Here is a 13402-nt window from a genome sequence, read left to right as displayed (position 1 = left end):
ATGGAACTCTTGTCTCTGGTTTATCGTCAATATCGTTGGCCCTTTATCGCCATTACCCTGCTCAGTCTGCTCAGTGCAGTCAGCGGGATTGGCGTCATTGCCTTTATCAATCAGTCTCTTATCGAATCTATAGGTGATCCGCTGCCGATCCTCGGTCAGCTGGTCGGCCTGATTGTGCTGCTGCTGGTGATCACACTCGGATCTCAGCTGGCCCTGACCACTCTCGGTCACCATTTTGTCTACCGGTTGCGCGGACGCCTGCTCAAGCAGTTGCTGGATACTGATGTCGCCCGCATTCGCCAGATTGGTCAGGGGCCGCTGCTGGCTTCCCTCTCCAGCGATATCGGCCAGATCACCATTGCCTTCGTGCGCCTGCCGGAGCTGGTGCAGGGGCTGGTACTCACGCTGGGTTCTGCCCTTTACCTTGGCTGGCTCTCTCCTGCATTACTCGGGGTGACCGCGCTCTGGGTCACGATTACCATGGTGGTGGGCTGGTTGCTGGTGAACCGTGTTTATCGCCATCTCTCCCACATGCGTCAGGCCGAAGATCGGCTCTATCAGAACTATCAGGCCATCATCGCCGGCAGCAAGGAGCTGGCGCTCAACCGCGAGCGGGCTCACTTCGTTTACCACCAGCTCTATGAACAAAATGCCCGTGACTACCGCCAGCAGATCATCCGCGCCGACACCTATCACCTGAGCGCGGTGAACTGGTCGAATATCATGATGCTGGGGGCCATCGGTCTGGTCTTCTTTCTGGCCAACGGCCTTGGCTGGGCCAACACCAATGTGGCCGCCACCTTTGCGCTGACCCTGCTGTTCCTGCGCACCCCGCTGTTGCAGGGGATTGGCGCCCTGCCAACCCTGCTTGCCGCTCAGGTGGCGTTCGACAAGATCGCCGCCCTCAATCTGACCGAGGCGGATGCGGATTTCCCGCTGCCGCCCGCCATCCGCCCCTGGCAGCGTATCGAGTTGGAGCTGGTGAGCTTTCACTATCAGGGGGAGGGCGGCTTTGCCGTTGGCCCCATCGATCTGGTCATCGAAAAGGGGGAGCAGATCTTCATCATCGGCGGCAATGGCTCCGGCAAGTCGACCCTGGCCATGCTGCTGACCGGCCTCTATCAACCGGTATCGGGCCGGATCCTGCTGGATGGTGAGCCGATCACCGATCGCAATGGCTATCTGGCGCTCTTCTCCGCCATCTTTACCGACTATCACCTGTTCCAGCACCTGCTGGGGCCGGAACCCAAGGATGAGCTGGTGGCCGAGTGGCTGGAGCGGTTGCAGATGGGCAGCAAGCTCACCATCAAGGATGGCTTTATCGCCGATATCGATCTCTCTCAAGGGCAGCGCAAGCGGGTCGCCCTGCTGCTGGCGCTGGCCGAGCAGCGCGAGGTGATGCTGTTTGACGAGTGGGCTGCGGATCAGGATCCCCAGTTCCGCCGCATCTTCTATCAGGTGCTGTTGCCGCGCCTCAAGGAGATGGGCAAGACGGTGATTGCTATCAGTCACGATGATCACTATTTCCCGCTGGCCGATCGCCTGCTGGAGATGCGTCAGGGTCAGCTCACCGAACTGACCGGGGCGCGCCGCGCCGAAGTGAGCCGTGATGCGATTGCCCATCTGGATTGCGAGGTGCTGGCTTGATGCCGGCACCGATGAGACTGGCGGCAAGCCAGCACAGGAATTGCTTATGTTCGAGATGAAATCAGCCAGCTTCACGGTCAATGACCGCACGCTGCTGCACCCCACCGACCTGCGTTTCGAGCAGGGACAGGTCTATGGCCTCATCGGCCACAATGGTTCGGGTAAATCGACCCTGCTCAAGCTGCTGGCTCGCCAGCAACCCCTCAGCGACGGCGAGATCCTGTTCGATGGCAAGCCGCTGCCCGACTGGGGCAACCGGGAGTTTGCCCGTCAGGTGGCCTATCTGCCCCAGCATCTGCCGAGCGCCGAGAATCTGCTCGGGCGGGAGCTGGTGGAGATGGGCCGCTACCCTTGGCGTGGCCTGCTGGGCCGGATGGGGGCGGAGGATCACCGTCAGGTCGAGCGTGCCATCGCTCTGACTCATACCGAACGTTTTGCCGATCGGCTGGTGGATACCCTCTCCGGCGGCGAGCGGGGCAGGGTCTGGCTGGCGATGCTGCTGGCCCAGGAGAGCCGCTTCATCCTGCTGGACGAGCCGCTGGCCGCGCTGGACGTGGCCCATCAGGTGGAGGTGCTGACGCTCGTCAAGCAGTTGAGCCGTCAGCTAAACCTCGGGGTCATCATCGTCATTCACGACATCAATATGGCCTCCCGCTTCTGCGATCGGCTGGTGGCACTCCACTCCGGCCGCCTGCTCACCCACGGCGAACCTGAGGGGATCATGACCAGCGAGACTCTGCACGCCATCTATGGCATTCCGATGGAGGTCATTCGCCACCCGGCCTATGACCACGCCATCGCCATCGTCTGACCGGGGGCATCCTTGAACCTTTTATTGAAGATGGCCCCTTGTCTCGTCAGCCTGCTGCTGCCACTAGCGGCGCAGGCCGACAAATCCCCGATCGCCTCTGCGCCGCTACCCCGTATCGCCACCGTCGACTGGACCATAGCCGAGACCCTGCTGGCACTCGGGGTGACGCCGCTGGCGGTGGGGGATGCAGGCCCCTATCAGGCATGGGTCGGCGAGCCACGGCTACCCGCCGGAGTGGTAGATATCGGCCTGCGCACCCAGCCCAACCGTGAGCTGCTGGCGGAGCTCAAACCCGATCGCATCCTCATCTCGCCGCTGGCGGCCCCGCTGGCGCCAACTCTTTCCCGCATTGCACCGGTGAGCACCATCGCCCTCTATGATGGGCAAACCGATCTATGGCAGCGGCTGCACGAGGTGACCCTGACCCTCGCCCGTATAGTGGGCAAAACCGCCGAGGGCGAACGGCTGCTGGCCGGGCTGGATCGGGATCTCGCCAGTATGCAGGCCAGATTGCCTGCGGATTTGCCACCCCTGCTGGTGGTGCAGTTTATCGATGAGCGCCATGTGCGGGTGTTTGGTCGCCACAGCCTGTTCGATGCGGTGATGACGCGCCTCGGGCTGCGTAATGGCTGGCAGGAGCAGACCAATGACTGGGGTTTCTCGGTGGTCAGCATCGAGCAGTTCATGACCTTGCCAACCGCGCGGCTGGTGGTGGTCGATCCCATTCCGGTCGGGGTGAGTGAACGGCTGCAGGAGCCTGGGCTGTGGCAGCATCTGCCGCTGGTACGCCAAGCCCCCGTGCTGCATCTGCCTGCGGTCTGGAGTTTTGGCGGCGTATTGGCCGCCCACCGTTTCGCCGGTCTGCTCAGCGATGCATTGCTGCAAGATGCCGAGCGTATGGAGGCGAGCCGATGAAGCGACTGCTCACATCGCCGCTGCTGCGGCCTGTCTCGATCCTGCTGGGGTTGACCCTCTTGCTCGCGTATTGGGAGCTGGCTCGCCAGCTGCCCGGTGCGCTCTGGTGGCAGAGCCTCTTCGCCCCCAATCTGGATGATGTCAGCCAAGCGGTGGTGCATTTCAGCTGGCTGCCCCGCCTGGTTGTCACCCTGCTGGCCGGGGCGGCGCTCGGGCTGACAGGCACCCTGATGCAGCAGGTGCTGCGCAACCCGCTCGCGTCACCGACCACCTTGGGGGTGGCCTCCGGTGCCCAACTGGCGTTGATGATGGTGACCCTGTTTGCCCCCTCCTGGTTGCTGCTGGGGCGGGAGTGGATCGCCATGGCCGGTGGCAGCCTTGCGATGGCACTGGTGTTTGCCTTGGCCTGGCGTCGCCAGCTCAATCCGGTGGTCATCGTCTTTGCCGGGCTGGTGATCAACCTCTATCTGGCGGCCATCAGCATGGGGCTCTTGCTGTTCTTTCAGGAGGAGCTGAAAGGTTTGCTGGTGTGGGGCAGTGGCTCGCTAGTGCAGAACAGCTGGAGCGGGGTGAGTTACCTGTTACCCCGCCTGCTGGCAGCCGCTTTGCTGGCCGCAGTACTGGTGCGCCCGCTGGCGGTGCTGGAGCTGGATGATGCCAGCGCCCGCAGTCTGGGGGTCTCCCTTCAGCATCTGCGTTTTGCCGGACTTGGGCTGGCGGTGTTTGTCACCGCTTGCGTGGTGAGCGTTGTGGGGCTGATCGGCTTTATCGGGCTGGCAGCGCCCGCCATGGTGCGGCTGCTCGGGATCCGCCAGCTTGGCCAGCGCCTGTTGTGGGCACCGATCCTCGGCGCCCTGCTGCTGGCGGCGACCGATCTGCTGCTGCAGAGTCTGAGCCGCTTCTGGCCGGTATTGATCCCCACCGGCGCCATGACCGCATTGCTGGGGGCTCCGCTGCTGCTCTGGCTGATCCCGCGCCTTGGCATCAAGTCGGGTACGCCTAAGGCAAACGCCGCTCTGCAGGTGGCTCGCCATCCGGCTCCGGCTCGCCTTATCGGCCTGTTGCTGGTCGGGCTGCTGCTGGCCGTGGTCGCCTCCCTGCTGGTTGGGCAGGGAATGGCGGGCTGGAGCTGGCCAAGCTGGCTCCGCTGGCAGGCCCAGCTGGAGTGGCGGCTGCCGCGCACTCTGGCTGCGGGGGCGGCTGGCGTGCTGCTGGCGCTGGCGGGCACCCTGTTGCAGCGGGTCAGCAACAATCCTATGGCGAGTCCGGAGCTGCTGGGGGTGAGCGGCGGCACCTTTATGGGGGTGATAACGACAGCCTTACTGCTGCCAGCTTTGCCGTTGCCCATAATGCTGCTGGGTGGCCTTCTCGGTGCCTTCGGCTGCCTGTTGCTGCTGGTGGTGGTCAATCGCAAGCACGGCTTCCAGCCGGAGCGGATCCTGCTCTCCGGCATCGCCATCACGGCGTTGTTTGAGCCGCTGCAGGCCATCGCGCTAGCCAACGGCGACATGCGGGTGCAGCAACTGCTTTCCTGGATGTCCGGCTCCACCTACTACGTCACCCTGCCGGTGGCCTATGGGCTGGTGGGGCTGGCGCTGTTGATGCTGGCCGCCTGCCTGCTGGTGAGCCGCTGGCTCGATCTGCTGCCGATGGGGAGTGCGGTGGTGACCGCGCTGGGCATTCGCCTCAACCGTGCCCAGCTCGCCATCCTGCTGCTGGTGGCCGTGCTCACTGCCAGCGCCACCCTGGTGGTAGGGCCGCTTTCCTTCGTTGGTCTGCTGGCACCACATATGGCCAAGCTGATGGGGTTGGTGCGGGCACGCTGGCACCTGCTTGGGGCCGCCGCTTCCGGCGCCCTGTTGATGGGCTCGGCGGACTGGGTCGGCCAGCAGATCATCTTCCCGCAGGAGGTGCCGGTCGGACTGGTCTCCACCCTGTTGGGGGGCGCTTACTTCATGTGGTGCCTGCGCCGCCTTTAGGTTTGTGGATTGGCTATCGTGTAGTCGGATCAGGGTTGCCAATATGGCAGTAACGATAGGCAGTGTTTTTTGGGGCCAATAACTTGGCCCCCAATATGAGCCGACGTGGCAACTGTTGGGATCATGCTGTCTCTGAATCGTTCTTCAGTTCGCTGAAAAAAAGATCGCATCATAAAAAGGATCAACAAAACCCACGATCTGGCCCGCGCCGAAATCTTCGATTGCATTGAAGCGTTCTACTACAGAGTGCGACGCTAGAGCCACCTTGGATGCGCGCCACACCAAAGGTCTTCGAATAAGTCTCGTCGTGAGAACAGAATATGTCTACCATCGTGGGCTAAGTCCATCTGATCTGGGTATGATCCTGCGCCAGATTGTCTCGACTTCACTTGCTTATTGTCTTATAAATACAAACGTTTAGATATTGCCAACCTAGCGAGGCAAAGGATGAAATTTATTTTCGATCTCGACGGAACTCTTAGCTGCTGTGAAACATTGCCTATCATAGCTAAAAGTTTCAATGTCACTACGCAAATAGAAGAGTTAACTGCCCAGACTATTAATGGTCAGATCCCATTCATGGAAAGTTTCATCAAGCGGGTTGACATACTTGGTCACCTAGATGTGGCTCAAGTTGCTCGCATCGTAGCGGATATTCCCCTTAACCAGTCTCTGCTCGATTTTATCAATAGTAACCGTGATGACTGTATTATTGCCACTGGAAATTATAATGGCTGGATCGCAGAATTAGCCAAAAAAATAGAGTGCGTAATTCGTTCATCAGAAGGGGAAGTTGATGCCAATGGCAAGGTTCGATTAACCAAAATACTAAAGAAAGAAGATATTGTTAAAGAGTATCAAGCGCAAGGTGAGCAAGTCGTTTTCATCGGTGATGGAAATAATGATGCTGAGGCCATGAGGATCGCTGATGTTTCTATTGCTTGCGGCTTGATTCACCAACCGGCAAATACGGTCATGCAAGTTGCAGATTATGCAGTATATGATTCTGTTGCTATGCTCAGGTTACTGCAACAGATAAAATCACCTCAAAATGGAAGGTCAGTGGTAATTAGTGCTGCGGGGGTTGGTTCGCGCCTTGGGCTGGGACAAACAAAGTCGCTTATTAAGCTACAAGGGGTGCCACTTATTCATCTACAGCTAGAACAATTCCGGCATGTAAGTGATCTTAGAATAGTTGTTGGTTTTCAGGCTAGCAGTCTTATTGATGAAGTATGCTCGATCAGAAAAGATATTATTTTTGTTTTCAATCACGATTATTTTCACTCTAAAACTGGCGCTAGTCTCTATCTTGGTGGTAAACATGCTAATGAAATGATTATTGCTTGGGATGGGGATCTATTAGTTCACCCAGATGATATTGCTCAGTGTATTGAAGCAGAGCAAGAATTTATTGGGGTGAGTCAAAAAGTGAGCGAAGACGCAGTTTTTGTGAAGCTCAATGAACAAGAACAAGTTGTTTCATTTTCCAGAGATGATGGTGATTACGAGTGGTCTGGACCTGCTGCCATCCGCAGGGAAAATATAAGATTTACCTCGGGCCATCTTTACAATCTTTTAGAACCATTATTGCCAATGTCTGCGAAGATAATACGAGCGCAAGATATTGACACTTATGAAGACTATAAGAAAGCTGTTGATTTTGTGGACTCGTGGAGTAGTGGTAATCATAAAATAAATAGTTATTATGAAAAACTAGCCAGCAAAATAAAATCACCAATAGAGACTAGAAATAAAGCCCCCGATTTTTCTATTTTTGATATTGAGTTAGTCAAACGTTTCTCAGATAAAAGTAAAACCCTGCTTGATCTTGGTGCTGGTACTGGGTTGCTTGTTAATCACCTTACAGAAGATTTCTCTAAAATAGTCGCTGTAGAAAAATATTCTAACTTTAGCGATTTTATAAAAAGAACGGACAACCTGAAAGTTATTAATGAAGACCTCAATATATTTGATGTGGCAGAGAAATTTGATCTTGTTACCATTTTTGGTGTGATGAATTTCTTCAATAGAACAGAGGCGGAACGGATTTATCAGAAGGCTCGCTCATGGATACGACCTGCTGGTACTTTGATAGTCAAGCATCAGATGGGGTGTACTGAAGATGTCATTGTTGATGGTTACTCCAAAGAGCTAGGAACAGATTACTACTCTGAATATAGATGGCTACAGCATGAGATAGATCTTATACGTCAAGCCGGTTTCAGCATTAAGGAAGTTGTTGATATTTATCCAAAAGAGTACAACCGATGGGATAACACCCATTTCTATGCCCTTGTCTGTATACCTGAAGAGAGCAGTTAGGCAAAACTGTATGAATAATAATTATTGGATGACGATACCATGAGTCGATTTACGCGTTTTCTCCAATCATTCCTGAGGCGTTCAGGAAAGTGCGATGCTGATCTCATTTTTTCAGAACAGCTGGTTAATCTGAGTCAGGGGATTGAGCAAGGTAACCAGCAACTGTCAGAGGGGCAGCTAACTCTGCGTGATGATATCTCCAGACTTCAGGCTATAACAGAACTTCTGCGCGAGAAAGTCAGTTCATTACCGGTGATGTCATCAGCCAATGTCCACGATGTGATAGTTACAGCGGCTGAGCTTGAAGATGTTTTTGTTGGTATTTCTAAAAATATCAAGAGTTGGCAGCAGTGCAATATAGTTTTTGCATGTCCAGTGCTACATGATGGTGTCTCGTTACTGTTGCAAGATCAGGAAGTTATTTATGTTCGCAATGTTGACGATTTTGTATTGCATTTGAAAGATCGTCATGTAACAAGTATTGGTATCGCATCACCTTGGCTGATGCAGGATTTTATTGGTGAGCGACATATCCTAAATCTACTTCTGAGGGCTTGTCAAAGTCATATTTTATATATCGATAATTGCCATTTTGTGGTACATAGCAAGAACACTAGAAAATGTCTTCATAAGGTTGGTTTCTATGAGATAGCACAGCTTTCGGAAAATCAAAAATGTGATTTTGTCTCTATTGGATGTTTGCCTGATGGTTCTTATTCTGTATTTGGTTCTGCACCGGCGATTTATACTGAGTCGCCCAGCTGTGTAACACTTAGGGCGGCTAGACTCCCAATTTGCAATACCGAAAATTTCTATTGGGAGAATTTGATGATAACACCATTTGATTCGACCAAGATTGGTTTTATGGCGCCAGCTGATGGTTTTTCTCTGGCCATTGCTCAGGCAAAAACTGCTGTAGATGATGTGATTAGTATAAAGGCTAAATTTTCGTGGTTGGGGGCTGGGAGTGGACATGCTTCTCTGGTCGCTTGCTATTCAGGCCCGCAAGATAGTCATATGTATGCCTGTATGCTTCAGGCATCCACGGCAGATATGCCTGTTATCACATTATGGGTTAATGATGGTAGTTGGAGGATAATAAGTGAGCCTAAATTTATACCATGTGAAGAGGTGAATGTTACCGCTGGGCAGTACTCTACTATTATTGCACTCTCTGTCATGTCTACCAAGGTAATGGTTGAGGTTGGCAGCACTCTCATTATTGATGTCATTGACACCAAGTTGACGCGTACACCGCGAGTGGGGATAAGAGCAAGCGATAATCAGTTTGCTGTTTCTCAAATTACCACATAATAAAAGGCCAGACCTCATGAAAATTGTTACCTCAGGCGTAGATTCTGAGTATGTGTTGGCTGATTTATGCAAATACCTTAGGGCGGTTGGTTATGATGTCACAGAGTTGGATTTTGGCCAACTCACAGCGCAGGGTGAAGATTTACTTGCCCCCTTTATTGGTGAGGATGTTGTCTACATTACATCAGCACATACTAATTTAACTAGAGATGTTGCAAAGTTTTTGGCGCCAAAATTTAATGAACACTACCCAAATTATTTATCGCCATTAGAAATAATTCAAAAATTAAAACCTAAGAAATCCATATATATTCCACATGATCTTCTTACTCCTTTTGGAGATAAAAATCTCAATGAACTAAGGTTTTTGGATCTTTTTGACTACATACTTACGCCTTTTTCATCCTCTGCACTCCAGGCGACCTTGGGTCGTCATACGAAAGTCATAGAAAGTGGATGGATAAAGCATACAAAAAGTGCTCGTCCTAGCCAGCCAGCCCAAAAAAATAAACCGAGGATTGTACTGTTCATCAGTATGTTTGAACACTTGCGTCTGAGATTTGGTGATTCAGGAATAGTCGATTACTTTGCTCCGCTTATAACGGAAAATGTCAGAGTCAAGTTACCTGCTTGGCGGGACGTGGCGCAGGTAGAGAAATTATTCAATAATCGTTTTCCCGATTGCATCATTCCCGCTGAGGAGTGCTCGATCCGAGCGATTCAGGAGGCTGATGTTGTGTTGTGCAACGGTGCTTCCTCCATACACGCCGAGTCCATTCTAATGGGGCGGCCCACAGTCTGCCTGTTGGATGATGAGGGCTTGCCCTCCGATGAGCAGCGCAGCAAGCTGGGACATCTCCAGGCCATTCTGTTTCATGACTATCGGCAACGAGCACCATTGGCAGATGAGTTTGTCGAGCAGGCGATGAAATATCACAGCAACTTCCCGTCAGCCCACTTTGATTATGGTGTAGTGGAAAACATCATCAGCAAGTGATGCTGTGGTCATTGTGATGGCGCAGTTGCGTTTGTGCTTGCGGATGCCCGTGGTTGGTTCAAGGTAGGAGCCGGCGTAATAGGTTAAGCGCAGAGCGCGCTTGCCTTCGGCGTCAGGTTCGCGGAATTCGATGCTGATCTTCATAATTGTCCCCCGAAAGTACCCCGAGAGGTTACTTCGGGGTACTCTCGGGGTAAATTCTCACGAAACAAGATCAGGCAAGAATAGCCAGTAAAAAACAAAGTTCAATATTTACAATGTCTTATGTTCTCACTGGCTGCTTTTTATTGCTGATTTTTCACCACATTACTTCCCGATGCAGAAGCTGGAGAAGATACGGCCCAGCAGATCGTCGGAGCTGAATTCGCCGGTGATCTCGGAGAGGGACTCCTGCGCCAGGCGCAACTCTTCGGCCACCAGCTCGCCGGCCACGAATACTTCCAGCTGCTCCTTGGCCACCAGCAGGCGCTCGGCAGCACGCTCCAGCGCATCCAGATGGCGGCGGCGGGCCATAAAGCCCCCTTCGGTGTTGCCCTGGAAGCCCATGCAGGCCTTGAGGTGCTCGCGCAGGGCAGGCAGCCCCAGCTCGGTTTTGGCGGAGATGCGGTAGACGGCGTGGCCCAGCTCCTGACTCGGAGCCAGATCCTCGCCGGTCAGGTCTGCCTTGTTGCGAATGACGGTGAGGCCGATGTTTTTTGGCAACCGATCAACAAATTCCGGCCAGATCTCCCGCGGGTCAACCGCGTCTGTGGTGGTGCCATCCACCATAAATAGCACCCGATCGGCCTGTTCAATCTCGGCCCAGGCGCGTTCGATACCGATCTGCTCCACCTTGTCCTGAGTGTCGCGCAGACCGGCGGTGTCGATGATGTGCAGCGGCATGCCATCGAGATGGATGTGTTCGCGCAGCACGTCGCGGGTGGTACCGGCAATCTCGGTGACGATGGCTGACTCGCGCCCTGCCAAAGCGTTGAGCAGGCTCGATTTGCCGGCGTTGGGACGACCTGCGATCACCACCTTCATCCCTTCCCGCAGCAGAGCGCCCTGTTTGGCTTCACTGCGCACGTCGTCCAGCTCGGACATGATGCTGTAGAGGTCGCCCGCCACCTTGCCGTCAGAGAGGAAATCGATCTCCTCGTCCGGGAAGTCGATGGCCGCTTCCACATAGATGCGCAGCCGGATCAGGCTCTCCACCAGTTGCTGGATTTTGCTGGAGAACTGCCCCTGCAGGGAGTGCATGGCGCTGCGAGCGGCCTGTTCGCTGGAGGCTTCGATAAGGTCAGCGATGGCTTCGGCCTGGGCCAGATCCAGCTTGTCGTTGATGAAGGCGCGCTCGCTGAACTCGCCGGGGCGGGCAGGGCGGATGCCATCGATTTTCAGAATGCGGCGGATCAGCATGTCCATGATGACGGGGCCGCCGTGGCCCTGCAGCTCCAGCACATCCTCGCCGGTGAAGCTGTTGGGGGCTTTGAACAGCAGGGCGATGCCCTGATCCAGTACCTGGCCTTGCTCATCCTTGAACGGCAGATATTCGGCGTAGCGCACCCGAGGGAGCTTGCCGAGCACTATCCCGGCGACCTGTTCGGCGGCGGGGCCGGAGACCCGGACTATGCCGACGCCACCACGGCCTGGCGCGGTGGCCTGGGCCACGATCGTATCTGTTGTCATCTTGCTTGGCTCGTTTGTTCGCTGATAGGAAAACGTAGTGGGGGACATTGTAATAAAAAAGGCGGCCCGAAGGCCGCCTCTTTTGTCATCACGGGAAGATTAGCTGCGTGAATGCAGTCCTTTCTTCTCCAGCTGACGATAGATGATGGTCTGCTGGATGATGGAGATGACGTTGCTCACCAGCCAGTAGAGAGTCAGGCCAGCCGGGAACCAGAGGAACATGAAAGTGAAGATGATCGGCATGAACTGCATCACTTTCTGCTGCATCGGGTCGGTTACGGTGGTCGGGCTCATCTTCTGCAGATACCACATGGAGGCACCCATGAGGATTGGCAGCACGAAGAAGGGGTCCTTCACTGACAGGTCAGTGATCCACAGGGCAAACGGCGCGTGGCGCAGCTCAACAGACTCCATCAGTGCCCAGTAGAGGGCAATGAAGATGGGCATCTGAACCAGGATCGGCAGGCAGCCACCCAGCGGGTTGACCTTCTCCTTCTTGTACAGCTCCATCATGCCCTGAGACATCTTCTGGCGGTCATCGCCGAAGCGCTCGCGCAGGGCCGCAATCTTGGGTTGTAGCATGCGCATCTTGGCCATGGAGGTGTACTGGGCCTTGGTCAGCGGGAACATGATGCCGCGCACCAGCAGGGTCAGCATGATGATGGCCAGACCCCAGTTCTGGACGAAACCGTGGAACACGGTCAGCAGCCAGTGCAGCGGTTGGGCGATGAACCACAGCCAGCCGTAGTCGACAGTCAGGTCGAGGTGGTTAGCTACCTTGGCCATCTGGTCTTGCAGCTTGGGGCCGACCCACAGTTTGCTGGTCACTTCGGCCTGTTGACCGGCAGCCACGTCAACCATTGGCGCCTTGTAACCGATGATGGCCTGGCCTTTACCCGGGATCACGCGGCTGTAGAAGCTGTTGGTATCGTCGGCATTCGGAGCCCAGGCAGAGACGAAGTAGTGTTGCAGCATGGCGACCCAACCACCCTTGGTGGTCTTGTTCAGGTCGGCATCCTTCATCTCGTCGAAGGTGTACTTCTTGTAGCGTGTATCTTCAGTGGAGAAGGCACCACCACGGTAAGCGCTGGCTACCATGGCATGACCTTCCTGATCCTTCGGCGTTGCTACGGTCTGCTTCAGCTGACCATAGAACTGCACCTGAACCGGCTCGGCAGATTTGTTGTCGATCTTGTAATCAACGCCAACGGCATAGTCGCCACGCTTGAGGATGAACTCCTTGGTGAAGACCACGCCTTTGCTGTCGGTCCAGGTCATCGGAACGACGACTTGATCCTGACCATCGGCCAGCTGATAGCTGGTCTGGGCGGCTTCATAGGTAGGACGACCTTCGGCCTGACTGTCCGGACCGTTGCGACCCACCAGACCGCTCTGGGCGATATAGAGGTGCTCAGGCTTGCTGGTCAGCAGCACGAACGGTTGGTCCTTGCCCTCTTCCAGTTTGTGAGACAGCAGTTCGGCAGACACGATGTCGCCACCCTGGGTATCCAGGGTCAGCTTGAGCACGTCAGAGGAGACTGTGATCAGCTTGCGTGCGGCAGTCGCGTTGGCTTGCTCGGAAACCTGAGGAATATCACCGGTCTGACCGGCTTCAGGTACGAAATGTTCGGTTTGGGCCACGGTAGTCGGGGCCGGCTTCGGAGCCTTGTCGGACTCCCACTGTTGCCAGAGCAGAAAGCTCACGAACAGCAAACCGATCAGGAGTAGATTGCGTTGTGATTCCATAGT

General features: G+C 54.9%; 10 protein-coding genes and 1 pseudogene. 8 read left to right on the top strand and 3 right to left on the bottom strand.

Annotated features, from left to right (window positions below; all coding sequences use genetic code 11):
* The 8 genes and pseudogenes from G5193_RS18655 to G5193_RS18620 all read left to right on the top strand — a co-directional run bounded on the left by G5193_RS18655 (position 1) and on the right by G5193_RS18620 (position 9985).
* Positions 1–1647, top strand: a complete 1647-nt coding sequence (locus G5193_RS18655) for a multidrug ABC transporter permease/ATP-binding protein (protein ID WP_421206817.1) — start codon at positions 1–3, stop codon at positions 1645–1647.
* Between the two features lie 46 nt (positions 1648–1693).
* On the top strand, positions 1694–2458 hold the full coding sequence (locus G5193_RS18650; protein ID WP_421206815.1) for an ATP-binding cassette domain-containing protein: 765 nt from the start codon (positions 1694–1696) through the stop codon (positions 2456–2458).
* A gap of 30 nt (positions 2459–2488) precedes the next feature.
* Positions 2489–3373, top strand: a complete 885-nt coding sequence (locus G5193_RS18645; protein ID WP_421206848.1) for an ABC transporter substrate-binding protein — start codon at positions 2489–2491, stop codon at positions 3371–3373.
* The gene (gene fhuB, locus G5193_RS18640; RefSeq protein ID WP_421206813.1) at positions 3370–5352 is read left to right on the top strand and encodes a Fe(3+)-hydroxamate ABC transporter permease FhuB; all 1983 of its coding nucleotides are present in this window, start codon (positions 3370–3372) and stop codon (positions 5350–5352) included. The genes G5193_RS18645 and fhuB overlap by 4 nt, the downstream gene beginning before the upstream one ends.
* Positions 5353–5376: 24 nt before the next feature.
* Positions 5377–5610, top strand: a pseudogene (locus tag G5193_RS18635) (IS3 family transposase); the annotation flags it as partial.
* Between the two features lie 189 nt (positions 5611–5799).
* Positions 5800–7674: an HAD-IB family phosphatase gene (locus G5193_RS18630; protein WP_227341692.1), complete on the top strand. Its 1875-nt coding sequence runs from the start codon at positions 5800–5802 to the stop codon at positions 7672–7674.
* Positions 7675–7713: 39 nt separating this feature from the next.
* The gene (locus G5193_RS18625; RefSeq protein WP_421206812.1) at positions 7714–8988 is read left to right on the top strand and encodes a hypothetical protein; all 1275 of its coding nucleotides are present in this window, start codon (positions 7714–7716) and stop codon (positions 8986–8988) included.
* 16 nt (positions 8989–9004) lie between these two features.
* Complete coding sequence (locus tag G5193_RS18620) at positions 9005–9985, top strand: hypothetical protein (RefSeq protein ID WP_421206810.1); 981 nt, start codon at positions 9005–9007, stop codon at positions 9983–9985.
* Here the strand turns inward: G5193_RS18620 and G5193_RS18615 are convergent.
* The 3 genes from G5193_RS18615 to yidC all read right to left on the bottom strand — a co-directional run bounded on the left by G5193_RS18615 (position 9938) and on the right by yidC (position 13399).
* Positions 9938–10129 carry a hypothetical protein gene (locus G5193_RS18615; RefSeq protein ID WP_421206808.1) on the bottom strand — a complete coding sequence of 64 codons (192 nt, stop codon included), beginning with the start codon at positions 10127–10129 and terminating at the stop codon, positions 9938–9940. The two genes, G5193_RS18620 and G5193_RS18615, sit on opposite strands and share 48 nt — an antisense overlap.
* 162 nt (positions 10130–10291) lie before the next feature.
* Positions 10292–11653: a tRNA uridine-5-carboxymethylaminomethyl(34) synthesis GTPase MnmE gene (mnmE, locus tag G5193_RS18610; protein WP_139459600.1), complete on the bottom strand. Its 1362-nt coding sequence runs from the start codon at positions 11651–11653 to the stop codon at positions 10292–10294.
* 99 nt (positions 11654–11752) lie between these two features.
* Positions 11753–13399: a membrane protein insertase YidC gene (gene yidC / locus G5193_RS18605; RefSeq protein WP_088868083.1), complete on the bottom strand. Its 1647-nt coding sequence runs from the start codon at positions 13397–13399 to the stop codon at positions 11753–11755.
* Positions 13400–13402: the final 3 nt, after the last annotated feature.

The sequence above is a fragment of the Aeromonas sp. 601027 genome (assembly GCF_049174455.1).
GTDB classification, from domain to species: Bacteria; Pseudomonadota; Gammaproteobacteria; order Enterobacterales; family Aeromonadaceae; genus Aeromonas; species Aeromonas veronii_A.
The sequence above is the reverse complement of the archived record's forward strand: the minus strand, read 5'-3'. Positions and strand labels throughout refer to the sequence as shown.

Bases quoted from the DNA above. Each gene is read 5' to 3' on its own strand.
- G5193_RS18655 (WP_421206817.1), top strand. From the start codon at position 1: ATGGAACTCTTGTCTCTGGTTTATCGTCAATATCGTTGGCCCTTTATC.
- G5193_RS18650 (WP_421206815.1), top strand. From the start codon at position 1,694: ATGTTCGAGATGAAATCAGCCAGCTTCACGGTCAATGACCGCACGCTG.
- G5193_RS18645 (WP_421206848.1), top strand. From the start codon at position 2,489: ATGGCCCCTTGTCTCGTCAGCCTGCTGCTGCCACTAGCGGCGCAGGCC.
- fhuB (WP_421206813.1), top strand. From the start codon at position 3,370: ATGAAGCGACTGCTCACATCGCCGCTGCTGCGGCCTGTCTCGATCCTG.
- G5193_RS18630 (WP_227341692.1), top strand. From the start codon at position 5,800: ATGAAATTTATTTTCGATCTCGACGGAACTCTTAGCTGCTGTGAAACA.
- G5193_RS18625 (WP_421206812.1), top strand. From the start codon at position 7,714: ATGAGTCGATTTACGCGTTTTCTCCAATCATTCCTGAGGCGTTCAGGA.
- G5193_RS18620 (WP_421206810.1), top strand. From the start codon at position 9,005: ATGAAAATTGTTACCTCAGGCGTAGATTCTGAGTATGTGTTGGCTGAT.
- G5193_RS18615 (WP_421206808.1), bottom strand. From the start codon at position 10,129: ATGAAGATCAGCATCGAATTCCGCGAACCTGACGCCGAAGGCAAGCGC.
- mnmE (WP_139459600.1), bottom strand. From the start codon at position 11,653: ATGACAACAGATACGATCGTGGCCCAGGCCACCGCGCCAGGCCGTGGT.
- yidC (WP_088868083.1), bottom strand. From the start codon at position 13,399: ATGGAATCACAACGCAATCTACTCCTGATCGGTTTGCTGTTCGTGAGC.